This window comes from Cupriavidus sp. HE11, assembly GCF_056097175.1.
In genome coordinates this window covers 381,275-403,895 of sequence record NZ_CP184464.1, presented here as the reverse complement: position 1 = coordinate 403,895, position 22,621 = coordinate 381,275, and the positions used below count along the sequence as shown (strand labels likewise).

Sequence of the window (22,621 nt, the reverse complement as noted above, 5' to 3'; positions counted from 1 at the left end):
TATTCTTACTTAGCTTGGGGGTCTGAATGGCTGTCACCACCGCGTCTCCACGCGTCGACACCTTCAACTACGGTGTAGTGCGGCAGTTTGCCGTCATGACCGTTGTCTGGGGCATTGTCGGCATGGCCGTAGGCGTTCTGCTTGCGGCGCAACTGATCTGGCCGGATCTGAATTTCAACACGCCGTGGCTGTCGTTCGGCCGACTGCGTCCGCTGCACACCAACGCGGTGATCTTCGCGTTTGGCGGCAGCGCGCTGTTCGCCACGTCGTACTACGTGGTGCAGCGCACCTGCCAGGCGCGCCTGTTCTGCGGGCCGCTCGCGGCGTTCACGTTTTGGGGCTGGCAAATCGTCATCGTGGCTGCCGCGATCACGCTGCCGATGGGCATCACTAGCTCGAAGGAGTATGCCGAGCTCGAATGGCCGATCGACATCCTGATCACGCTGGTCTGGGTGGCGTACGCCATCGTCTTTTTCGGCACGATTGTCAAGCGCAAGACCCGGCACATCTACGTTGCCAACTGGTTTTTCGGCGCTTACATCCTGACCATCGCCATCCTGCATATCGTCAACAACATCGAGATGCCGGCGTCGATGTGGAAGTCGTATTCCGCCTATGCGGGCGTGCAGGACGCCATGATCCAGTGGTGGTACGGCCATAACGCAGTGGGCTTTTTCCTGACCACCAGCTTCCTGGGAATGATGTACTACTTCATTCCGAAGCAGGCAGAGCGTCCGATCTATTCCTACCGGCTGTCGATCGTCCACTTCTGGGCGCTCAACTTCACCTACATGTGGGCCGGCCCGCACCATCTGCAATACACCGCGCTGCCTGACTGGGCGCAGTCGCTGGGCATGGTGTTCTCGCTGATCCTGCTCGCGCCGTCGTGGGGCGGCATGATCAACGGCATCATGACCATGTCGGGTGCGTGGCACAAGCTGCGTACCGATCCGATCCTCAAGTTCCTGGTGGTGGCGCTGTCGTTCTACGGTATGGCCACGTTCGAGGGCTCGATGATGTCGATCAAGACCGTGAACGCGCTGTCGCATTACACGGACTGGACGATCGGCCACGTCCATTCGGGCGCGCTCGGCTGGGTCGCGATGATCTCGATCGGCTCGCTGTACTACCTGATCCCGCGCCTGTTCGGCGAAAAGCAGATGTACAGCACGCGCCTGATCGAGCTGCACTTCTGGGTCGCCACGATCGGCGTGGTGCTCTATATCGCCTCGATGTGGATCGCCGGTGTGATGGAAGGCCTGATGTGGCGTGCCACGCAGCCGGACGGCACGCTGACGTACGCGTTCGTGGAAGCGGTCAAGGCCAAGTATCCGTTCTACCTGATCCGTCTGGCGGGTGGCCTGTGCTTCCTGGGCGGCATGTTCATCATGGCCTACAACGTGTTCCGCACCATCGCCGGCAAGCCGACCGTGGATGCGCCGATTCCGGCCAGCCTGCCGGCTTCCGCCCACTGACAAGCCGAGGACGCAAACGATGTCTCAGAATCAAGGATTTTTCAGGCACGAGACGCTGGAGAAGAACGTCGGCTGGCTGATTATCGCGACCATCATCGTGGTCAGCATTGCCGGCCTGGTGCAGATCGTGCCGTTGTTCTTCCAGCACTCCACCACCCAGCCCGATCCGGGCATCACGCCGTACTCGCCGCTACGGCTGATGGGGCGCGATATCTATATCCGTGAAGGCTGCGTGGGGTGCCACTCGCAACAGGTGCGCACGCTGCAGGCCGAAACCGAGCGCTATGGCCATTTCTCCACGGCTGGCGAGTCGGTGTACGACCACCCGTTCCTGTGGGGCTCCAAGCGTACGGGCCCCGATCTGGCTCGCGTGGGCGGCCGCTATTCCGACGACTGGCAGCGCATCCACCTGCGCAATCCGCGTGACGTGGTGCCCGAATCGGTGATGCCGTCGTATCCGTGGCTCGAAAAAACGCCGCTGCCGACCGATTCGGTCCAGGCGCGCATGCGCGCACTGAAGCGCCTGGGCGTGCCCTATAGCGACGCCGAGATTGCGGGCGCACCGGAAGAGCTGGTGGGCAAGACCGAGGAGGACGCCATGGTCGCGTACCTGCAGGGTCTGGGCCTGAACCGTCGTAACGTCCGCCTGGACACGGCCCCCGCGCCTGCCCCGGCGGCACCAGCGGCCGAGAGCGCCGCGCCCGCGAAGGAGTGACGCCATGGTCATCGTGACTTCCATCGCCACTGTCCTGTCGCTGCTGACGTTCCTGGCGATCTGCTGGTGGGCCTGGTCGGCGGGCCGCAAGGCGGCCAACGAGGAATCGGCGATGCTGCCGTTTGCCTTGCCGGACGAACATAACAATCCAAGCCGGAACTAGTAACCATGAGCGATTTCATTTCCGATTTCTGGGGCTACTACATCGCGGCCATCGCGCTCATTGGTATTGTCTGGTGCGTGTGGCTGCTGTTTTCGCAACGAAAGATGCCGAAGGGCATCAGCACCACCGACGACACCGGGCATGTCTGGGATGACGACCTGCGCGAGCTGAACAATCCGCTGCCACGCTGGTGGATGTGGATGTTCCTGCTGGCCTGCGTGTTCAGTGTGGGCTACCTGGTGCTCTACCCGGGCCTTGGCACATACGCCGGGGTGCTGAAATTCTCGACGCAGGGCGAACTTGCCGCGCATCGGGAAGCCGCCGAGAAGATGCAGCACGAGATCTATGCCAAGTACCTGAAGATGGACGTCAAGCAGGTGGCGGCGGACCCCGATGCACGTGAAATCGGCCAGCGCCTGTTCCTGAACTACTGCGCCCAGTGCCATGGTTCGGACGCCCGCGGCAGCCGCGGTTTCCCGAACCTGACCGACAACGACTGGCTCTATGGCGGTGACCCCGAAACGATCCAGCAGACGATCACGAAGGGCCGTAACGGCGTGATGCCGCCGTTTGCGGGCACGATCGATGCCAAGCTGGCCGGCGATACGGCGCAGTATGTGCGGTCGCTGTCGGGGCTCACATACGATCCGATCCGGGCGTCGCGCGGCGAAAGCACGTTCAAGTCGACCTGCGCGGCATGCCATGGCGCGAGCGGCAAGGGTAACCAGGCGCTTGGCGCGCCGAACCTGTCCGATAACGTCTGGCTGTACGGCAGTTCGGAAGGCGTGATCGTCGAGGCCATCCTGAAGGGGCACAACGGCCATATGCCGGCCCACGAGGAAATCCTGACACCCGAGCGCATCCGCATGCTGACTGCGTACGTGTGGGGCCTGTCGAACACCAGCACGAGTGCCGCGCCCACAGGGCAATGACAAACCGCTCTCCGGTCCGGACGGCATGCCGTCCGGCCGGGAGCATGAGGGCTGAATAATGAGCGCGCCCCTGGAATCTCCCCCCACTTCCCGCGAATCAAGCGAGGCCGCCTGGCGGCCCGCACCTCCACCCAAGTCGGCGGCCGACGCCACCGAGGAGGCGCTGTACGAAGTACGGCGCAAGATCTACCCGCGCTCGGTCACGGGTGCCTTCTCGAGCTGGCGGGTCTGGCTGGTCATCCTCACGCAACTGGTCTACTACGGTACGCCGTGGCTGCAATGGAACGATCGTCAGGCAGTGCTGTTCGATCTCGGTGCCCGCAAGTTCTATATCTTCGGACTGGTGCTGTGGCCCCAGGACGTGATCTACCTGGCGGTGCTGCTGGTCATCTCGGCGCTGGCGCTGTTTCTGTTCACGGCCATCGCAGGGCGGCTGTTTTGCGGCTACGCGTGTCCACAGACGGTCTACACCGAGATCTTCATGTGGATCGAGCGTCGTGTCGAAGGCGACCGCATTGCCCGCATCCGGCTGGACGGCGATCCGTGGAGCTTGCGCAAGATTCGTCTCAAGGCGACCAAGCACTCGCTGTGGATCCTGATCGCGCTGTGGACAGGCTTCACGTTCATCGGCTACTTCGCCCCGATCCGCGAACTGGGCGGCGAAGTCCTGCACTGGACGCTGGGCCCTTGGCAGGCGTTCTGGATGCTGTTCTATGCGTTTGCCACGTGGGGCAATGCCGGGTTCATGCGCGAGCAGGTGTGCAAGTACATGTGCCCGTATGCGCGCTTCCAGAGCGTAATGGTGGATCGCGATACGTATGTCGTGACCTACGACGTGGGTCGTGGCGAACCGCGCGGCAGCCGGTCGCGCAAGGTCGATCACCATGCGGCGGGCCTGGGCGACTGCGTGAACTGCAGCATCTGTGTGCAGGTATGCCCGACTGGCATCGATATCCGTGACGGGCTGCAGTACGAGTGCATCGGCTGCGGCGCGTGTATCGATGCCTGCGACCAGGTCATGGACAAGATGGAGTATCCGCGCGGACTGATCCGGTACACATCGGAAAACGCGATGCGCAAGAAGCTGTCGGCATCGGACGCGCGCAAGCGCTTGCTGCGTCCCCGCACGGTTGTCTACACGGCGATCTGGCTGGCGCTGACGGTGGGCTTTTTTGCGTCGCTGGCCATGCGTACGCCGCTCAAGGTCGACATCATTCGTGACCGTGGCGCGCTGGGGCGCGAAGTGGAAGGCCGCTGGATCGAGAACGTGTACCGGTTGCAGCTGATCAATGCGACCGAGGCACCAATGAAGTTCCACGTGCAGGCACAGAGCGCCGAGCTGAAAGGCCTGATCGTGGAGTACGACCACGGCGCGGAATCGCTGTCGCCCACCTCGAATCGCCTGCTGCCAATCCGCATTCGCGTGCCGATCGACGATGCGAAGCAGGGTACGCACAAGATCGAGGTGACAGTTACCGCCGAGACCGAAGCCGAGCGCAAGGTGGATATCCGGCAAAGCACGAGTTTCATCGTTCCTCGCAATCTGTGATGCTGTCACCGATGGTGAACCGGGACGGATGCCAATAGGAGAGCGCAATGACCCAACACCCCGCAAAGCCCTGGTACAGGGAACCATGGCCCTGGATTCTGATGAGTGGTCCGCTGCTGGCGATGGTCGGTTGCGGTATCACGATCTGGCTGGCGAACACCCATGCCGATGTGCCGGTGACCGACGCCACCCGCCATGGACTGGTAGTGGAGAAGGCAAGCGCCGATCGCGCTGAACAGACCGCGAGGCGCCCATGAGACTGCGCTGGCTGATGTGGGTGCTATGGCCGGCGTTTCTGATGGGCGGTGCGGCCACGGCGGTGGTGTTCTCGGTGGTAGATCCCGGAGATCTGAATTTCTTCGGACATCCGGTCGAGGCGTCGCGGCAGGCGATCTACACTGTGGGGTTTCTGGTAGCGTGGCTGTTCTGCGCGTTGTCCAGCGGGCTCACGCTGTACACGATGCCGGTGAAGCTTAGTGACACCGATGAACTCGAGTAGGCAATGCAGAATTGCACTGCAAAAGACAAAGGCCGCGCCGGAAGTGTTCCGGCGCGGCCTTTGGCGTGATGTTCCGTGCGGGTTCGGTCTGTCTCAGCAGGACCGGCTGTACACCTGCTTGATACCTGCCATATCGACGAGCTTCACATGTCGCTGACGAATCTGGATCAGGCCTGCTTCGGCAAAGCGCGAGAACAGGCGGCTGACGGTCTCGAGTTTCAGGCCCAGGTAGCTGCCGATTTCCTCGCGGCTCATGCGCAGAACGAACTCGGTGGACGAATAACCGCGTGCCGACAGACGCTCGGACATGTTCACGAGAAAAGCGGCCAGGCGCTCTTCGGCGCGCATCGAGCCCAGTGTGATCAGCATGACCTGGTCCTGCGAGATTTCCTTGCTCATCAGGCGCAGGAACTGGCCTTGCAGCGAGGGCAGGGTGCTGGAGAGCGATTGCAGGTCGTCATAGCGCACGACGCAGACTTCGGTGTCCTCCAGCGCGGTGGCGTCGGAAGCGTGCTGCATCTCGCTGAGGCCGTCGAGGCCAATGACTTCGCCGGGCAGGTGAAAACCGGTGATCTGGGTGCGCCCGTCTTCCATGGTGACGTGCGTCTTCAGTGTTCCGAAGCGAATGGCGTACACCGCGTTGAGCGGTTCGCCCATGCGGTAAAGCGTTTCGCCCTTGTGAACACGCACGCGTTCCTGCACGAGCGTGTCCATCTTCGCCAGGTCTTGTTGCGACATGCCCACGGGCAGGCAAAGCTGGCCCATGGCACATGTGGAACAACGGGGCGACATCTCGGTGACGGGGATGGAAGTCAACAATTGAAGTGCTCGTTATGAATGCGCTTGCAGCGAGGGCGCGATGCAGGCATTTTACAGCGTCATGTGACGCAGAAGCGAGGAACAGTTGCCATTTGGTGTGCTTTTAAGCGTTTTTCTGATGGCCTTGCTCGGTGGTATGCATTGCGCTGCCATGTGTGGAGGAATTGCTATTGCTGCGGAGCAGAAACACCCGCGGGATGTGGCAATTGTCTTGCATCGTTCCACGCGTCAATGGTGGACTGCGTTGTGCATCATGCATGCGGGGCGCATTACGACATACATGCTGCTTGGCGCGGTGATGGGTGCGGTGGGCGCGACGGTGTGGCGACAGGATTATCTGCCGCTGCAGCGCTGGCTCTATGCGGCGGGCAGCATGATGCTGGTGATCACGGGTCTGTGGTTGTTGCGTGGACGCGTGATGCGATCCGACTGGATCGAGCGTCTGGCGTCGCTGGCCGCAGTACACGTGGTTCAACGTGCACGTGCGATGGCCGGGCGACTGCCGATGCGGCTGCGCGGCAAGCAGCGCGCGGCACCGCTGGTGCGTCGATACGGGATGGGCCTGGCATGGGGGCTCGTACCGTGTGGAATGGTCTATGGTGCACTTGCGCTGGCGCTGCTGGCTGGCAACGCGGTATCGGGTGCGCTGGTGATGGGGGCGTTCGGTCTGGGCACGCTGCCGAACCTGCTGGTGATCTCGGGGTTGTCGGGATACCTGCGGCAACTCTCCCGCAAGCCCGCGGTGCGCGTGGCGTCGGGCCTGGTGGTGATCGGATTTGGCGTGCTGGGGGTGGCCCGGGCAATATGGCTGCCGGATACCCTGGCCCAACACGGCTTTTGCGTGGTGTTCTGAATCGGCCACAGCGGCGGGTTGCGGGCGGGGCCGGGAATGCCATACAATCCCGAGAACCACGGTATCGCGCCGCACCATGCTCGGGGCGCCGCTGGGGCCGCATCCCTGATCTGGGGAGCGTGCCCAGGGTTTCTGGCCACCCCGGTGCGCCGGAAACGTCTCCACAGTCCATCCGGTTCAAAAGATCTGGTTAAAAGGCCGGCTGCGGTTGGGAAGATGGCGCCGGTCAGGGCGGGGTTGCCTGAGCCGATATCGTCTTGTTTCTTGCCGTCTTGGCCATCCGGTGGCCCTGGCGAATGTCCGCCCCGAAGGGAGAAGGCGCGACGCAAGAGGTCCGTTGACTGGTGAAACTGGCCAGCGCCGGACGATCTCCTGCCGGATCGACCCGGCAATTCGATGCAAAAGAACGAGGTGCGCACGGCTGCGCTGCATTAGCGGGCGAGCTGGCTGCGCGATGAAATGGCGGTGGCTTCGGCCTCGCTGTATCTGCAATCTCCAGTGCCCCGGGATTCGTCCGGGGGCAGGTGCAAAGACAGGCTGCACGCAATCACATGAATACCCAAGAGGCGAAGATCGTCCTCGAGACCGCGCTGATCTGTGCGCAGGAACCGCTGCGCGTTGGCGATCTGCGACGGTTGTTTGCCGACGACGTCGGCGCCGACACGATCCGGGTGCTGCTCGAGGAACTGCGGCAGGACTGGCAGCCGCGCGGGGTGGAACTCGTGGCGCTGGCCAGCGGCTGGCGTTTCCAGAGTCGCCCCGAGATGCGGGAGTTCCTTGACCGGCTGAATCCGGAAAAGCCGCCGAAGTACTCGCGCGCCGTCATGGAAACCCTGGCGATCATTGCGTATCGCCAGCCTGTCACCCGTGGCGATATCGAGGAAATCCGGGGCGTGACGGTCAGCACGGAAGTGGTCAAGAAACTCGAGGACCGCAGCTGGATCGAAGTCATCGGCCACCGCGATGTGCCGGGGCGCCCGGCGCTGTACGCAACGACCAAGGCGTTCCTGGATGACCTCGGCTTGCGTTCGCTGGACGAACTGCCGCCGCTGGAAGACGCCCAGGCGCAGGCGCAAGCCGCGCTGCTGGAGCAGCAGGCTATTGATTTTGAAGAAATCGCCACGGCCAACCCACCGGCTGGCGACGAAGAGGCCTTTGCGGAGTCGGCCGCCGTGCAAGCTGAAGCCTCCGTGCCTGCAGAGGCCGGGGCGACGCCCGCGGCGGTGGGCGCGGCTGAAGCCAGCGAAACGGCAGGCCTGGCCGAAGCCGGCGAAGGCGCCACGCAGGAAGCGCGCGCCGACACGGAATCGGCGCAGCACGAAGAAGGGGACGTTGCCCCCAGCGAGGAACTCGCCGACGGCGATGCCTCCGAAGACGATATCAGCACCGCCCGGATGCCTGTAGAAGACGGGCAGGACGACGCGCCGGTGGCTCATGCCAACGGCTTCCACATGGACACCGGGGCGCCCGAAGCGGCGCCCGCCGAGCCTGCGGACCTGAATGACGAGACGCCATTCCCGACCGAGGACGACGACGAGCGTGTGTCCAACTGAACAACATGCAACATCGATAGTGAATACTTTGTCTGATTCCGCTGAGCAAGACGTCCGCCAGCCGGACGTGCCGGGTGACACCGGCGCCCCCGATACGGGAAATGACGCCGACGGCGCGCCGCGCCGCAAGGGGCTCCGCCGCGGTTTGCGCAATCTGGTGGCTTCGCGCCGCCAGGCCGCGCAGGATCGGGACGCGGGTCGCGCGGAAGGCGATGCTCCGGCACCGGCCGAGGCTGGCGACACCGCCCAGCCCGCCGCGCCGCGTGGCCGTGGCCGCCGCAAGCCGGCGCCCGCCGCCGATGCCGGTGCACCGGAGGCGCAGCAGGCCGATGGCGGCGAGCCACAGGCCCAGGCTGGCCAGCGCAAGCGCCGCCAGCAACCGCAGCGCAAGGCCGCATTGGTCGACGGCGACAACAAGCCGGCAGCCGAGCAGGCTGGCAAGCGCAACCGCAATGGCCAGCGCAAGAATCAGGCGGGTGCCGGCAAGCAGGGTGCCCGTGGCGAACAGCGTCAGGGCGAGCAGCGCCAGGGCGACAAGCCGGCCAGGCAGGGCAGCGGCAAGGGCGGTGCGCCCAAGAGTGCCGCAGGCTCCGAAGACCTGTTCCGGTTCGTGATTTCCGAGCAGTTCGACGAGGAAGATACGGTCGTGCCGCGCACCAAGGCCAAGCCGGTGCGCGAGCTGACATCGGATGACGATGCGCCGAAGCTGCACAAGGTACTGGCCGAAGGCGGTCTGGGCTCGCGCCGCGAGATGGAAGAACTGATCCTGCAGGGTCGGGTGTCCGTCAACGGCCTGCCGGCGCATATCGGCCAACGTATCCTGCCGGCCGACCAGGTTCGCGTGAACGGCAAGCTGATTCATCGCAAAGTATCGACCAAGCCGCCGCGCGTGCTGCTGTATCACAAGCCGTCCGGCGAAATCGTCAGCCAGTCGGATCCGGAAGGCCGTCCGACCGTGTTCGACAGCCTGCCGCGCATCAAGAATGGCAAGTGGGTGGCGGTGGGGCGCCTGGACTTCAATACCGAAGGCCTGCTGATCTTCACCACGTCTGGCGATATCGCCAACCGTTTCATGCATCCGCGCTATGGCGTGGAGCGCGAGTATGCGGTGCGTACGCTGGGCGAACTGGCGGAAGCCGATCGTCAGGCGCTGCTGCACGGTATCCAGCTCGATGATGGCGAGGCCAACTTCCTGCGCATCGCCGATGGCGGTGGCGAAGGCGTGAACCAGTGGTATCACGTGGCGCTGACCGAAGGCCGGAATCGCGAAGTGCGCCGGATGTTCGAAGCCGTGGGTCTGACCGTTTCGCGCCTGATCCGTACCCGCTACGGCCAGTTCCTGCTGCCGCGCGGTCTCAAGCGCGGCCGCTGGCAAGAACTGGAAGCTACCGACGTGCGCAACCTGATGGCCAATATTGGCCTGAAGGCGCCGGCCAAGAGTGATCAGGGCGGCAGCAAGGGCGCCACCAAGGTGGGCGGTCGCAAGGCGCGCACCGAAGCGGCCATTGCCGGCATGCCGATGCACACCGGCATGGATGGACTGCCCCGCTTTGAAAAGCCGGCTGGCAATCGCGGCGGTGGCAATGCCGGCGGCCGTGGCCAGCCCGACCCGATGCAGACCTCGATGGGCTACATCCCGTCTGGCCCGGCACCGCTGACGTCGCACACGACGAAATTCAGCGGTGGCCTGGGCGGCGGCGGTATGCGCGGCGCGGGCGGCATGCGAGGCGCGGCCGGCGGCAAGGGTGCCGGCGGCGGCCGTAGCGGCCGTGGTGGCATGGGTGGTATGGGTGGCAATGCGGGGAATGCCGGGAACGCTGGTGGCAATCGTCAGCGTCGGGGCGGCGGCGGCGATGTCAACGGCAATGTGATGCCGAAGGCCGCGAAGGCCGGTGGCGGCGCTGGTGGCGGTGGCGGCAATCGCCGGCCACGTGGCGGCGGCCGGGGCGGTCAACGCTGATACGGAAAGGGCCGATGCCGGGAAAGTCCGGCGATCGGCCCCGTTCCGGCGCGGATCCCAGTTGGCTTTTGCCTTTTAGTCATAATCCGCGTATAATCAAAGTCTATTCAAAAGTATCATCCTCGGCGAGGATGGGCGAATGATGGGCATTGCGCCCATTTTTTTTTGGTTCGCCCGTTTGTGCTTGCGGCTGGATTGCGTCACACGATGCGTCCGGTTTCATGGGGATGATGGGCAGGCAGGGCTTACAGGCCGTTTCGGAACCTCGATTTCAGAACGTTGTGTTGTCCAGTGTCTGCCAAGGTATTGAAAGCCACTACTCGGGAATACAGTGCATCTGGCAGATTTGATCGAAACCACCCTTAACGGCATGGGCTACGAGTTGGTTGAGCTTGAGCGTGCCCCGGCCGGACTTCTGCGTGTCTATATCGATCAGCCTGAAACCGGCATCGTCATTGAGGATTGCGAGAAGGTCAGCCGACAGCTCACGCACGTGCTGATGGTCGAGAACGTCGACTACGAACGCCTCGAAGTGTCGTCGCCCGGCCTGGACCGCCCCCTCAAGAAGCTGGCCGACTTTGCCCGCTTCGCCGGTGAGGAAGCCCGAGTCACGCTGCGCCTGCCGGTCAACGGCCAGAAGAATTTCGTCGGCATCCTGCGCGAACCCGCAGGCGAGGCCGGGGTCGAGAAGATCGGCCTGGAATTCGAGGGCAAGGATGGCCCGGCGCTGCTGGAATTCGCCATATCCGATGTCGACAAGGCCCGTCTGGTGCCTGTGATCGACTTCAAGGGAAATCAAAGAAAAGGGAACAAGCAATGAGCCGCGAAGTTCTGTTGCTCGTCGATGCGCTAGCGCGCGAGAAGAACGTCGACAAGGATGTGGTCTTTGGCGCACTGGAGGCCGCGCTGGCCTCGGCGACCAAGAAGCGTTTCGAGGAAGACGTGGATATCCGCGTCCATATCGACCGTGAATCCGGCGAGCACGAAACGTTCCGCCGCTGGCTTGTCGTCCCCGACGAACAGGGCCTGCAGGAACCGGACAAGCAGATCCTGCTGTTCGAAGCCCGCGATCAGAGCGCCGACATCCAGCTGGACGATTTCATCGAAGAGCAGATCGAGTCGGTGGAGTTCGGCCGTATCGGCGCGCAGGCCGCCAAGCAGGTGATCCTGCAGCGTATCCGCGACGCCGAGCGCGAACAGATCCTGAACGACTATCTGGATCGCGGCGAGAAGATCATGACCGGCACGGTCAAGCGCGCCGACAAGAAGGGCCTGATCGTCGAGTCCGGTCGCGTGGAAGCGCTGCTGGCCCGCGATCAGATCATTCCGAAGGAAAACCTGCGCACCGGCGACCGCGTGCGTGCGTACATCCTGAATGTGGACCGCGCCGCGCGTGGCCCGCAGATCGAACTGTCGCGCACCGCGCCCGAGTTCCTGATCAAGCTCTTCGAGAACGAAGTGCCCGAGATGGAAGAGGGCCTGCTGGAAATCAAGGCAGCTGCCCGCGATCCGGGTGTGCGCGCCAAGATCGCCGTGGTGGCGCATGACAAGCGCATCGATCCGATCGGTACCTGCGTGGGCGTGCGTGGCACGCGCGTCACGGCAGTGCGCAACGAGATTGGCGGCGAAGCCGTGGACATCGTACTGTGGTCGGAAGACCCGGCGCAGTTCGTGATCGGCGCGCTGGCACCGGCACAGGTGCAATCGATCGTGGTCGACGAAGAGAAGCACTGCATGGATGTGGTGGTCGACGAGGAAAACCTCGCCGTCGCCATTGGTCGCAGCGGTCAGAACGTACGCCTGGCGTCGGAGCTGACCGGCTGGCAGATCAACATCATGACGCAGGAAGAATCGGCGCAGAAGCAGGCCGAGGAAAGCGAAGTGGTCCGCAAGTTGTTCATGGCCAAGCTGGACGTGGACGAGGAAGTGGCGGACATCCTGATCGAGGAAGGCTTCTCCACGCTGGAAGAAGTGGCCTACGTGCCCATCAGCGAAATGATGGAAATCGAGGCCTTCGACGAGGACACCGTCAACGAGCTGCGCAACCGCGCCCGCGATGCGCTGCTGACGATGGAACTGGCCCGGGAAGAAAAGGTGGAAGAGGTGTCGCAGGATCTGCGTTCGCTCGACGGCCTGACCCCCGAGCTGATCGGCAAATTGGCCGAAGGCAATATCCACACGCGTGACGACCTGGCCGAACTGGCCGTGGACGAGCTGGTCGAGATGGCCGGCGTTGGCGAGGATGAAGCCAAGGCGCTGATCATGAAAGCACGGGAACATTGGTTTAACTGAGGGACACGTCCGGGTTGACACCCGGACGCGCTTTCCGCACACGAATTGTCCCGACGTAGAAACCGAGCATTGAAAGGGTTTGAATGGCAAGCACAACAGTTGCCCAACTGGCCGCAGAACTGAGCCGCAGCCCTGCTGCACTGCTGGAACAATTGCAGGCAGCTGGGGTGGGCAAGGCGACGCCTGAAGACATCATTACCGAATCGGACAAGACCCGACTGCTGGATTACCTGAAGCGGTCGCACGGTCAGACCGATGACAGCGCACGCAAGAAAATCACGTTGACCAAGCGCGAAACGTCCGAGATCCGTCAATCCGACTCCACCGGCAAGACCCGCACGGTGCAGGTCGAAGTGCGTAAGAAGCGCGTGCTGATCAAGCGCGACGAAGTCGAATCGCACGACGACGGTGCCGACACCCAGGCGGCCGAAGCCGCTGCCGAGCAGGCACGCCGCGACGAGGAACAGCGTCGCGAGCAGGCTGAAGCCCTGGCACGCCAGGAAGCCGAAGCCCAGGCTGCCCGCGAGGCCGCCGAGCGCGAGGAATCCGAGCGCCGTGCCAAGCAGGAAGCACTGGAGGCCGAGCAGCGCCGCCAGGCCGAACTGCTGGAGCAGAAGGCGGCTGAAGAAGCCGCTGCCGCCCAGGCTGCCTCCGACGCCGCCGAGGAAACCGCGCGCAAGAAGGCTGAAGAAGACAAGGCACGTCTGGCCACTGAACGCGCTCAGGCGCAGAAGAACGTCGACGACGCCAAGGCTGCCGCCGACAAGGCGCGCGCCGAGCAGGACAGCGCCAAGGCGGCTGCCGACAAGGCGCGTGCCGAGCAGGACGCCGCTGCGCGCCGCCGTCGCGAGGCTGCCGAAGCCGAGGCCCGCGCCATCCAGCAGATGCTGAATGCGCCGCCCCGTGTGCTGAAGGCACCGTCGGAGCGCAAGGCCGAGGAAAAGAAGGCCGAGCAGACCGGCACGCTGCACAAGCCGGTGAAGCCGGCTGGCACCGAAGTCAAGAAGGACGAAAAGAAGACCGCCGCCGCACCGGCCGCCACGACGACCACTGCCACCGCCGACAAGAAGGGTGGCAAGGGCAAGGGCAGCTGGCAGGACGAAGCCCGTGGCAAGGGCAAGGGCGGTGGCCTGAAGACGCGCGGCGATTCGTCGGGCGGTACCGGCGGCTGGCGCAGCGGCTCGCGTGGCCGTGGCGGCAAGCAGCATGGTGACGATGGCCGCAGCAACTTCCAGGCACCGACCGAACCGGTGGTGCGCGAAGTGCACGTGCCCGAGACCGTCTCGGTGGCCGATCTGGCCCACAAGATGGCCGTCAAGGCATCCGAGGTCATCAAGCAGATGATGAAGCTCGGCCAGATGGTGACGATCAACCAGGTGCTGGACCAGGAAACCGCCATGATCGTGGTGGAAGAAATGGGCCACAAGGCGTACGCCGCCAAGCTGGACGATCCGGAAGCGCTGCTGCTGGTGACGGAAGGCGAAGAGCAGACCGACGCCGAACTGCTGCCGCGTCCGCCGGTGGTGACCGTGATGGGTCACGTCGACCACGGCAAGACCTCGCTGCTGGACTACATCCGCCGCACCAAGGTTGCCGCGGGCGAAGCCGGTGGCATTACGCAGCACATTGGCGCGTACCACGTGGAAACCGACCGTGGCGTGATCACGTTCCTGGATACCCCGGGTCACGAGGCCTTCACGGCCATGCGTGCCCGTGGTGCCAAGGCCACCGATATCGTCATCCTGGTGGTGGCGGCCGACGACGGCGTGATGCCGCAGACCAAGGAAGCGATTGCGCACGCCAAGGCTGCCGGCGTGCCCATCGTGGTGGCGATCACCAAGGTCGACAAGCCCGAAGCCAACCCGGACCGCGTCAAGCAGGAACTGGTGGCCGAGCAGGTGTTGCCTGAAGAGTACGGCGGCGATTCGCCGTTCGTGCCGGTGTCGGCCAAGTCCGGCCAGGGCATCGACGACCTGCTCGAGAATGTGCTGCTGCAGGCTGAAGTGCTGGAGCTGCGTGCTCCGGTGGACGCACCCGCCAAGGGTCTCGTCGTGGAAGCCCAGCTCGACAAGGGCAAGGGCCCGATCGCCACGATCCTGGTGAGCAGCGGTACGCTCAAGCGCGGCGACGTCGTGCTGGCCGGCAGTGCCTATGGCCGCGTGCGCGCCATGCTGGACGAAAATGGCAAGCCGGCGAAGGAAGCTGGTCCGTCGATCCCGGTGGAAATCCAGGGTCTGTCGGAAGTGCCCGCCGCCGGTGAAGAAGTGCTGGTACTGCCGGACGAGCGCAAGGCGCGTGAAATCGCCTTGTTCCGTCAGGGCAAGTTCCGCGACGTGAAGCTGGCCAAGCAGCAGGCGGCCAAGCTGGAAACGATGCTGGAGCAGATGGCCGAAGGCGAAGTCCAGACGCTGCCGCTGATCGTGAAGGCCGACGTGCAGGGTTCGCAGGAAGCGCTGGTGCAGTCGCTGCAGAAGCTGTCGACCGCCGAAGTGCGCGTGCAGATCGTGCACGGTGGCGTGGGTGGCATCTCGGAATCGGACGTCAACTTGGCTACCGCTTCGAAGGCTGTGATCATCGGCTTCAACGTGCGTGCTGATTCCGGTGCGCGCAAGCTGGCCGAGCACAACGGCATCGACATCCGCTACTACAACATCATTTACGATGCTGTGGACGAGATCAAGGCGGCGATGTCGGGCATGCTGGCGCCGGAGAAGCGCGAGACGACGATCGGTCAGGTGGAAGTCCGTCAGGTCTTCCGCGTGCCGAAGGTTGGCGCCGTGGCCGGCTGTATGGTCACCGACGGCCTGGTCAAGCGTACGTCGCTGGTCCGTGTACTGCGCAACAACGTGGTGATCCACGACGGCGAACTGGACTCGCTCAAGCGGTTCAAGGACGACGTCAAGGAAGTCAAGCAGGGCTTCGAGTGCGGTCTGTCGATCAAGAACTTCAACGATGTTCAGGAAGGCGACCAGCTCGAGGTGTACGAAATCACCGAGGTGGCGCGTACGCTGTAAGGCGATACGCAAAGACGGCAGGCTCCGGCCTGCCGTTTTCACATCATCGGTAAAGCAAAAAGTTTTGCATGGCCAAGAAAGGCAATATCTCTTCCCGTAATTTGCGCCTGTCCGACCAGATCCAGAAGGAACTGGCCGAGATGATCCAGCGCGAGCTCCGCGATCCGCGCCTGGGGCTGGTAACGCTGCAGTCGGTGTCGCTGACGCCCGACTACGCGCACGCCAAGGTCTACTTCACGGTGCTCGGTGCCGAGCCCGAGGTGGCGGCCGGCATCCTCAAGGAAAAGGCGGGCTACCTGCATTCGCTGCTGTTCAAGCGTCTGCATATTCATACCGTGCCGACGCTGCACTTCCATCACGACACGTCGGTGGAGCATGCGATCGAGATGTCGAAGCTGATCAACGAAGCCAATTCGACGCGCGCCAAGGACGACGAATAAGGCTTCGGCCCTGTTCTTGCCGTTTTCTCGCGAGCCGGCCTGCGGGCCGGCGCCGCAAACCTCTTCCCCGCAATGACCGATTCCCAAGCCAACCGTCCGCCCCGGCTGCCGCGCCGTGACGTGCATGGGGTGCTGCTGCTCGACAAGCCGCTGGGCCTGTCGTCCAACGATGCGCTGGTGCGCGCCAAGCGCCTGTTGCGCGCAAACAAGGCCGGCCATACCGGTACGCTCGATCCGCTGGCGACGGGCTTGTTGCCGCTGTGCTTTGGCGAGGCCACCAAGTTCTCGCAGGACCTGCTCGACGCCGACAAGACCTACGAAGCCGCTGTGCGCCTGGGCGCCACCACGACCACCGGGGACGCGGAGGGCGATATCGTCAGCGAACGGCCAGTGACCTGCGACCGTGCCGCGCTAGACGCAGCGATCGTGCGTTTCACGGGCGAAATCGAGCAGGTGCCCCCGATGTACTCGGCGCTGAAGAAGGACGGCAAGCCGCTCTACGAATATGCGCGGGCAGGGCAGACGGTGGAGCGCGCGGCACGCCAGGTGACCATCCACGCGATCACGCTGCTCGATGTCGACCTGGAAAATAGTCGTTTTACGATGCGCGTGACCTGCAGCAAGGGCACGTATATCCGCACGCTGGCCGAAGATATTGGCGAAGCGCTTGGTTGCGGCGCTCACCTGACGGGGCTGCGGCGTACTGGCGTGGGCGATCTGACGCTGGAGGGCGCGGTGACGCTGGAGCAGATCGACGCACACGCCGACGACGTGCGGCCCACGTTGCTGGCGCCGGTGGACGCGCTGCTGCAGCGTTGCGCACCGGTGCAACTCGATGCCGCGTCGGCTGGCCGCTTCGTGCAAGGCCAGCGCATCGCGCGCCGCGATCTGCCCGAGGGGCAGGCGGCGGAAGAGGGCGCGCTGGCGCGTGTCTATGGCGACGATGGCAAGCTGCTTGGTGTGGCGCGGATGCGGGACGGGGCCTTGCGGCCGGAGCGCCTCGTAAAACTCTGAGTTTTACCGGCCCTGAAGAAAGCGCCCAAAGCAAAAGGGCATCGATATATGGATCGATGCCCTTTTTTCATGCCTCATGCAAACTGCCGGCCGATCAGTGTGCGCCGGCCGCGTCGGCGCCGCCGCCGCCCTTGGCGCGCTTGGTCAGCCAGACAAAGCCGATCAGCGCGAAGAACAGCACGCCCGAGATCCAGAAGATGTCGTTGGCGCCCAGCATCGACGCCTGCAGCGAGATGTTGCGTTCGATCAGCCCGATGGCCTGCATCTTCGACATGCCCATTTGCATCAGGTGGTCGAGCTGGGCCTGGTACGCCGGGTTGTACGGGTTGATCTGTTCCACCAGCTGCGCGTGATGCAGCGCCGAGCGGTTTTCCCAGACCGTGGTCGAGATCGACGCACCGATGGCACCGAACGTGATCCGCACGAAGTTCGACAGGCCCGAGGCCGCCGGGATCTTCTCGGGCGGCTGGCCCGACAGGATGATCGACGTCAGCGGGATAAAGAACATTGCCATGGCCGCACCCTGGATCAGCGTCGGGATCACCAGTGCGCGCGTGTCCACGCCAGTGGTGAAGCCGGCCCGCATGAAGCTGACCGCGCCGAAGATGATAAACGCCGTGGTCGCCACCCAGCGCGCGTCGATTTTCGGCAGCGCACGGCCGATGATAGGCGACAGGATGATGGCAAAGATGCCCACGGGTGCCGTTACCAGGCCGGCATCGGTGGCGGTGTAGCCGACGATGGTCTGCAGCCACAGCGGCAGGATCACGAGGTTGCCGAAGAACAGACCGTAGGCCACCGATATCGCCACCACCCCGGCCGCGAAGTTGCGGCCCTTGAACAGGTGGATGTCGACGATTGGATGCTTTTCGTAAAGCTCCCAGGCCAGGAAGAACAGGAAGCCGACCACGGCGGTCACGCCCAGCGCCACGATCACGCCGGAATGGAACCAGTCCAGTTCCTTGCCCTTGTCCAGCATCAGCTGCATCGAGCCAACCCAGATCACCAGCAGCGCCAGGCCGATGCGGTCGATCGGCAGCATCTTGGTGGGCGTTTCACGCTCGCGATAGATCGACCACGTCACCCAGGCCGTCACGATCCCGATCGGCACGTTGATGTAGAAGATCCACGGCCAGGTCATGTTGTCCGAGATCCAGCCGCCCAGCAGGGGCCCCATGATGGGCGCCACCAGCGTGGTCATGCCCCATAGCGCCAGGGCCATCGAACTCTTGGCGGGCGGATAGCTTGCCAGCAGCAGCGCCTGCGACAGCGGAATCATCGGGCCGGCCACTGCGCCTTGCAGCACGCGGGCGGCCAGCAGCGTTTCCAGGTTCGGCGCCACGCCGCACAGCCACGACGACACCACGAACAGCAGGATCGACAGCACGAACAGACGCACCGCGCCAAAGCGCGTGGTCAGCCAGCCCGTGAGCGGCACCGAGATCGCGTTGGCGACGGCGAACGACGTGATGACCCAGGTGCCCTGGTTCGGCGATACGCCGAGGTCGCCCGAGATGGCCGGGATCGACACGTTGGCAATCGACGAATCGAGCACGTTCATGAACGTGGCGAGCGACAGCGCGATGGTGCCCAGGATCAGCTTGCCGCCCGTAAGCGGCGGATGCGCGGCGGGGCGGGCGGGCGCCGGCTTCGGGGCCGGTGCCGCGCCGGCGTCCGGCGTTGCGGTGGTGGAATTAGCCATGGGCAATCAGCCAGTCAAACAGGTCAGTTCGGATCGGTCAGGTACGGGCGGGCTTGGTCGCCGCACGCGCCGCATTGGCCGCCGCGGCACTTGCCGCGCTGGCCGGGCCGGCAGGATTTGCCGCACCCGGAGCCGGCACGCGACCGCCGTTGTTGACCGCGATAATGCGGGCGATCAGCGCGTCGGCGTCCTGCGCCACCTTGTCGTAGACATCGGTCTGCAGCGGCTTGGCCGACTTGGTGCTGACCAGCGACGCGCCTTCTTCCTTGCGCACGTCGACCGTGACGTTCATCGACAGGCCCACGCGCAGCGGGTGGTCCTTGAGCTGCTGCGGATCCAGGGCGATCCGCACCGGCAGGCGCTGCACCACCTTGATCCAGTTGCCGGTGGCATTCTGCGCAGGCAACAGCGAGAACGCGGCACCGGTGCCGGCCGAGAAACCTTCCACATGGCCCGTGTACTTGACCTTCGAGCCATAGACGTCGGCTTCCAGCTCAACCGGCTGGCCGATCCGCATGTGGGTGATCTGCACTTCCTTGAAGTTGGCGTCGACCCAGACCTGGTCCAGCGGCACCACGGCCATCAGGGGCGTGCCGGCCGCCACGCGCTGGCCCACCTGCACCGACCGCTTGGCGACGTAGCCGGTGACCGGCGCCGGCATGGTCGAGCGCGCGAACGCCAGATAGGCCGAGCGCAGGTTGGCGGCGGCGCGCTGCACGTTCGGGTGCTTTTCCACCGTGGTCTGGTCGGTCAGCACCTGGTTCGATGCCAGTTGCTCGCGGGCGGCAACCAGCGCCGATTCGGCGGCCTTCAGCGCGGTCTGGGCGTGGGCGATTTCCTCGCTCGACACGGCGCCCGAGCCGGCAATGGCCTGGCGGCGGCGCAGGTCGTCGCGGGCCTTTGCCACGTCGGCATCGCGCAGTGCCACCTGCGCCGACAGCGAACCATTGTTCACATACAGCGTGCGCACTTCGCGCACGGCCTGGGCAAGCTGGGCTTCGGCCTGCTCCATTGCCACCTGCGTGTCGGCGCGATCCAGTTGGATCAGTGGCTGGCCGGCGGTCACCAGTTGCGTATCGTCAGCGGCAATCGACACCACGGTGCCACCCACCAGCGGCGTGACCTGCACTACGTTGCCGGCCACGTAGGCGTCGTCGGTGTTTTCGAAATGGCGGGCGTAAAGGCCCCAGTACAGGCCATAGCCGATGCCGGCCACCACAACCGCGGCGGTCAGGGAAACGAGCAGGCGCTTGCGCTTGCCGTTGTTGTCGCCCGCGGGGGCTGCTTGCTGGTTGGTGCTCATGATTGGATCTCTCGAATCTCTGCGATGTGTCGTCGTGTCTTGTGTCGGGCAGTGCTATCGGCTGGTGCCGGGAGCCGGTGCCATCAGCCCTGCGTTGCCTGGGCCGTGCCTGCGGGCTTGCCTGCGTCGGGATGATTGCCACCCGGGGCGGCGCCTTCTTCCTGATAGCCGCCGCCCAGCGCCTTCATCAGCCCCATCTGCAGGTCCAGCCGGCGCGCCTGCAGGTCGGTTGCCAGCCGGCGCTGTTGCAGCACGTTGCTTTCGGCATTGAGCACCGTCAGTTGCGTGCCCAGGCCCGCCTTGTAGCGTGTGGTGGCCAGCGAGTAGGCATGCTCGGCCAGGTCCAGCGCCTCGCGCTGGGTCTGGATCTGCTGGTCCACGCTGCGGATGCTGGTCACCGTATCGGCCGTCTCGCGCAGCGCATCCACCAGCGTCTGGTTGTAGCTGGCCGCGGCGATGTCGTATTGCGCGTACTTGCCCTTGAGGTTGGCGCGCAGGCGGCCGCCCTGGAAGATCGGCAGCGTCACCGACGGCCCCACGCCAAACGTGCGGCTCATGCTCATCAGCAGGTTCGACGGATCGAGCGAGGCCACGCCGGCAAAGGCGGTCAGCTTCACATCGGGCAGGAATTCCTTCTTCGCCACGGTGATGTCCTTGGACGAGGCCTCCACGCGCCAGCGCGCGGCCACGATGTCCGGACGGCGGCCAATCAGGCCGATGGTCAGGTCGTCGGGCAGTTGCGGCGTGGCGTTGGCAAGCAGCGTCGGCCGGGCGATCTGCAGGCCCCGGTCGGGCCCCTTGCCCAGCAGCGCCGCGATCTGGTTGCGCGCCAGGGCGATTTCCTCGTCCACGCGCTGCAGGTCGGTCTGGGCGGCGGCCACGGTGCCGCGTGCCTGGGTGGTTTCCACCTGGGTATCTAGCCCGGCGGCCAGGCGCTGGCGCGACAGGTCGGTCAGGTCGCGGCGCTGGGCGATGGCGCGTTCGGCCACGTCGCGCTGCGCGTACAGCGCGGCCAGGCGGTTGTAGCCGCGGGCGACCGACGTGGTCAGCATCAGGCGCGCGGCCTGGGTTTCGGCTTCCATCGCGCGGTCATCGGACAGCGCGGCTTCCAGCGCGTCGCGGTTCTTGCCCCAGAAGTCGAGATCCCAGTTCAGGCCCAGCTGCAGGCGCGACTGGTTCTGCCAGGACCCTGCCAGCGGCGTACCCGTGAACAGGTCGGTTTCCGAGAAGCGCTGGCGTACCAGGCTGCCTTCGAAGTCCACACCGGGGTAGAGCGCGGAGCGGGTGGCATCGGCCATCGCCCGCGAGGCTTCCAGGCGGCCAAATGCCACCTGCAGGTTCGGGTTGCCCTGGATGGCCTCGTCCACCAGCACACGCAGCTGCGGGTCACGGAACTGGTCGACCCAGTCCTGCGACGGCCACTGGCCGTGTTCGCCGGCAAAGGTTTGCGGCGACGCCAGCGTGCTGGCCTCGGTCATCGTCTGCGTGCTGTGCGAATTGCCCAGCGCGGCGCATCCGGCCAGCACGGCAGCCGCCAGCACGGTCAGCGCAAGCGTGCCCGTGCGGCGAAGCTGGCCCGTGCGGCTGGCACGGTGGGGAAGGGAGTGAGCGGTGGTCATAGGGTGTGACTGTGACGCGGTCTGGCGATTTCAGGAATGGCGAATCTGACGAGTTGGAATTCTTCTTCGGTATCGTCGATGGCCTATCCCGTGTTGCGCTCGAACGGGCAGCCGGCAGGGCCTGCGCCGCGGTTGTTGGCGATGATCCGCAGCAGCATGCCGCGCAGCACCTCGATCTCGTCATGGCTGAAGCCCTCGAAATGGCGGCGCATGACATTGCAGAATACGGCCGGCAGCTTCTCGACCATGGCGGTGCCGGCAGGGGTGATGGACAGGTCTACCACGCGGCGGTCGTCGTCACGGCGCGTGCGCGCAATGAGGCCGCGCTTTTCCATGCGGCTCAGCAGTCGCGTGACCGATCCGGCATCGGTGTTCAGGTTGCGGGCCAGGTCGGTTACCGTGGTGGCCTCGCCTTTGGCCAGCATCATCAGGCAGCTGGCCTGCGCGTGCGTCATGTCCAGGCTGCTGACATCCTGCTCCACGCCTTGCGACAGCGTATTCTTCGCGCGCGCCAGCAGGTAGCCTACGCTCTTGCCGATTTCATAGTCGGCCGGGTCGAACAGGTCTTCGGACGGATCGAGGGGTGTCGGGTGCTTCATCTCTTGTCGATGCAATCTTTGCCTGGGCAAATATAAGCATGTAACAAGTGATGTTCAAGTACCGCAATTCGTTATTGCGGAAAACGCAATGGCCTCTCTTGATCTATGCTGAACAGCGAT

At 64.5% G+C, this 22,621-nt stretch carries 20 protein-coding genes; 15 read left to right on the top strand and 5 right to left on the bottom strand.

From position 1 onward, the window contains the following. Nucleotides 1-26: 26 nt before the first annotated feature. Genes ccoN through ACOABP_RS01865 form a run of 7 tightly spaced genes read left to right on the top strand, consistent with a single transcriptional unit; the run spans nt 27 to nt 5,333 of the window. Nucleotides 27-1,475, top strand: coding sequence for a cytochrome-c oxidase, cbb3-type subunit I (gene ccoN, locus ACOABP_RS01895; RefSeq protein ID WP_066733671.1), 1,449 nt, complete (start codon nt 27-29; stop codon nt 1,473-1,475). A 19-nt stretch (nt 1,476-1,494) separates the two neighbouring features. Beyond that, nucleotides 1,495-2,190 carry a cytochrome-c oxidase, cbb3-type subunit II gene (gene ccoO, locus ACOABP_RS01890; protein ID WP_474226736.1) on the top strand — a complete coding sequence of 232 codons (696 nt, stop codon included), beginning with the start codon at nt 1,495-1,497 and terminating at the stop codon, nt 2,188-2,190. Between the two features lie 4 nt (nt 2,191-2,194). Then, complete coding sequence (locus ACOABP_RS01885; RefSeq protein WP_066733664.1) at nt 2,195-2,353, top strand: cbb3-type cytochrome oxidase subunit 3; 159 nt, start codon at nt 2,195-2,197, stop codon at nt 2,351-2,353. 5 nt (nt 2,354-2,358) lie between these two features. Beyond that, entirely contained in the window at nt 2,359-3,285 is a 927-nt protein-coding gene (ccoP, locus tag ACOABP_RS01880) for a cytochrome-c oxidase, cbb3-type subunit III (protein ID WP_474226735.1), read from the top strand. Between the two features lie 58 nt (nt 3,286-3,343). Next, entirely contained in the window at nt 3,344-4,834 is a 1,491-nt protein-coding gene (gene ccoG / locus ACOABP_RS01875) for a cytochrome c oxidase accessory protein CcoG (RefSeq protein ID WP_474226734.1), read from the top strand. 47 nt (nt 4,835-4,881) lie between these two features. Beyond that, the gene (locus tag ACOABP_RS01870) at nt 4,882-5,091 is read left to right on the top strand and encodes a hypothetical protein (protein ID WP_066733656.1); all 210 of its coding nucleotides are present in this window, start codon (nt 4,882-4,884) and stop codon (nt 5,089-5,091) included. Continuing rightward, nucleotides 5,088-5,333 carry a hypothetical protein gene (locus ACOABP_RS01865; RefSeq protein WP_066733653.1) on the top strand — a complete coding sequence of 82 codons (246 nt, stop codon included), beginning with the start codon at nt 5,088-5,090 and terminating at the stop codon, nt 5,331-5,333. Before ACOABP_RS01870 ends, ACOABP_RS01865 begins: the two co-directional genes overlap by 4 nt. A 93-nt stretch (nt 5,334-5,426) precedes the next feature. Here the strand turns inward: ACOABP_RS01865 and fnr are convergent, their stop codons facing one another. Next, nucleotides 5,427-6,152, bottom strand: a complete 726-nt coding sequence (fnr, locus tag ACOABP_RS01860) for a fumarate/nitrate reduction transcriptional regulator Fnr (protein ID WP_066733651.1) — start codon at nt 6,150-6,152, stop codon at nt 5,427-5,429. Nucleotides 6,153-6,237: 85 nt separating this feature from the next. On the opposite strand from fnr, the gene ACOABP_RS01855 reads away from it, so the two are divergent. From ACOABP_RS01855 to truB, 8 genes are all read left to right on the top strand, one after another. Beyond that, entirely contained in the window at nt 6,238-7,005 is a 768-nt protein-coding gene (locus ACOABP_RS01855; RefSeq protein ID WP_474226733.1) for a sulfite exporter TauE/SafE family protein, read from the top strand. A 551-nt stretch (nt 7,006-7,556) separates the two neighbouring features. Further along, a complete protein-coding gene (scpB, locus tag ACOABP_RS01850) occupies nt 7,557-8,558 on the top strand; it encodes an SMC-Scp complex subunit ScpB (protein ID WP_474226732.1) in 1,002 nt (333 codons plus the stop codon). A 28-nt stretch (nt 8,559-8,586) separates the two neighbouring features. Beyond that, nucleotides 8,587-10,518, top strand: a complete 1,932-nt coding sequence (rluB, locus tag ACOABP_RS01845; RefSeq protein WP_474226731.1) for a 23S rRNA pseudouridine(2605) synthase RluB — start codon at nt 8,587-8,589, stop codon at nt 10,516-10,518. Between the two features lie 331 nt (nt 10,519-10,849). Then, on the top strand, nt 10,850-11,338 hold the full coding sequence (rimP, locus tag ACOABP_RS01840) for a ribosome maturation factor RimP (protein WP_474226730.1): 489 nt from the start codon (nt 10,850-10,852) through the stop codon (nt 11,336-11,338). Beyond that, entirely contained in the window at nt 11,335-12,810 is a 1,476-nt protein-coding gene (nusA, locus tag ACOABP_RS01835) for a transcription termination factor NusA (RefSeq protein ID WP_474226729.1), read from the top strand. The genes rimP and nusA overlap by 4 nt, the downstream gene beginning before the upstream one ends. Nucleotides 12,811-12,893: 83 nt before the next feature. Continuing rightward, nucleotides 12,894-15,824, top strand: coding sequence for a translation initiation factor IF-2 (gene infB / locus ACOABP_RS01830; RefSeq protein WP_474226728.1), 2,931 nt, complete (start codon nt 12,894-12,896; stop codon nt 15,822-15,824). A 68-nt stretch (nt 15,825-15,892) separates the two neighbouring features. After that, complete coding sequence (gene rbfA, locus ACOABP_RS01825; protein ID WP_066733635.1) at nt 15,893-16,264, top strand: 30S ribosome-binding factor RbfA; 372 nt, start codon at nt 15,893-15,895, stop codon at nt 16,262-16,264. Between the two features lie 72 nt (nt 16,265-16,336). Further along, a complete protein-coding gene (gene truB, locus ACOABP_RS01820; protein WP_474226727.1) occupies nt 16,337-17,278 on the top strand; it encodes a tRNA pseudouridine(55) synthase TruB in 942 nt (313 codons plus the stop codon). A 94-nt stretch (nt 17,279-17,372) separates the two neighbouring features. Here truB and ACOABP_RS01815 read toward each other — a convergent pair whose 3' ends face one another. The 4 genes from ACOABP_RS01815 to ACOABP_RS01800 form a co-directional block, all read right to left on the bottom strand. Then, nucleotides 17,373-18,980 carry a DHA2 family efflux MFS transporter permease subunit gene (locus ACOABP_RS01815; protein ID WP_474226726.1) on the bottom strand — a complete coding sequence of 536 codons (1,608 nt, stop codon included), beginning with the start codon at nt 18,978-18,980 and terminating at the stop codon, nt 17,373-17,375. Between the two features lie 37 nt (nt 18,981-19,017). Next, complete coding sequence (locus tag ACOABP_RS01810) at nt 19,018-20,283, bottom strand: EmrA/EmrK family multidrug efflux transporter periplasmic adaptor subunit (protein WP_474226725.1); 1,266 nt, start codon at nt 20,281-20,283, stop codon at nt 19,018-19,020. 83 nt (nt 20,284-20,366) lie between these two features. Then, nucleotides 20,367-21,902: an AdeC/AdeK/OprM family multidrug efflux complex outer membrane factor gene (locus ACOABP_RS01805; RefSeq protein ID WP_474226724.1), complete on the bottom strand. Its 1,536-nt coding sequence runs from the start codon at nt 21,900-21,902 to the stop codon at nt 20,367-20,369. An 83-nt stretch (nt 21,903-21,985) separates the two neighbouring features. Next, nucleotides 21,986-22,501, bottom strand: a complete 516-nt coding sequence (locus ACOABP_RS01800; protein WP_474226723.1) for a MarR family winged helix-turn-helix transcriptional regulator — start codon at nt 22,499-22,501, stop codon at nt 21,986-21,988. Nucleotides 22,502-22,621: the final 120 nt, after the last annotated feature.

Excerpts from the sequence above, each read along its gene's own strand:
- ACOABP_RS01865 (WP_066733653.1), top strand. The coding sequence starts at position 5,088 with ATGAGACTGCGCTGGCTGATGTGGGTGCTATGGCCGGCGTTTCTGATG.
- ccoG (WP_474226734.1), top strand. The coding sequence starts at position 3,344 with ATGAGCGCGCCCCTGGAATCTCCCCCCACTTCCCGCGAATCAAGCGAG.
- ccoO (WP_474226736.1), top strand. The coding sequence starts at position 1,495 with ATGTCTCAGAATCAAGGATTTTTCAGGCACGAGACGCTGGAGAAGAAC.
- ccoN (WP_066733671.1), top strand. The coding sequence starts at position 27 with ATGGCTGTCACCACCGCGTCTCCACGCGTCGACACCTTCAACTACGGT.
- nusA (WP_474226729.1), top strand. The coding sequence starts at position 11,335 with ATGAGCCGCGAAGTTCTGTTGCTCGTCGATGCGCTAGCGCGCGAGAAG.
- scpB (WP_474226732.1), top strand. The coding sequence starts at position 7,557 with ATGAATACCCAAGAGGCGAAGATCGTCCTCGAGACCGCGCTGATCTGT.
- ACOABP_RS01870 (WP_066733656.1), top strand. The coding sequence starts at position 4,882 with ATGACCCAACACCCCGCAAAGCCCTGGTACAGGGAACCATGGCCCTGG.
- ACOABP_RS01815 (WP_474226726.1), bottom strand. The coding sequence starts at position 18,980 with ATGGCTAATTCCACCACCGCAACGCCGGACGCCGGCGCGGCACCGGCC.
- ACOABP_RS01810 (WP_474226725.1), bottom strand. The coding sequence starts at position 20,283 with ATGAGCACCAACCAGCAAGCAGCCCCCGCGGGCGACAACAACGGCAAG.
- ACOABP_RS01885 (WP_066733664.1), top strand. The coding sequence starts at position 2,195 with ATGGTCATCGTGACTTCCATCGCCACTGTCCTGTCGCTGCTGACGTTC.
- ccoP (WP_474226735.1), top strand. The coding sequence starts at position 2,359 with ATGAGCGATTTCATTTCCGATTTCTGGGGCTACTACATCGCGGCCATC.
- ACOABP_RS01805 (WP_474226724.1), bottom strand. The coding sequence starts at position 21,902 with ATGACCACCGCTCACTCCCTTCCCCACCGTGCCAGCCGCACGGGCCAG.
- infB (WP_474226728.1), top strand. The coding sequence starts at position 12,894 with ATGGCAAGCACAACAGTTGCCCAACTGGCCGCAGAACTGAGCCGCAGC.
- truB (WP_474226727.1), top strand. The coding sequence starts at position 16,337 with ATGACCGATTCCCAAGCCAACCGTCCGCCCCGGCTGCCGCGCCGTGAC.
- rbfA (WP_066733635.1), top strand. The coding sequence starts at position 15,893 with ATGGCCAAGAAAGGCAATATCTCTTCCCGTAATTTGCGCCTGTCCGAC.
- ACOABP_RS01800 (WP_474226723.1), bottom strand. The coding sequence starts at position 22,501 with ATGAAGCACCCGACACCCCTCGATCCGTCCGAAGACCTGTTCGACCCG.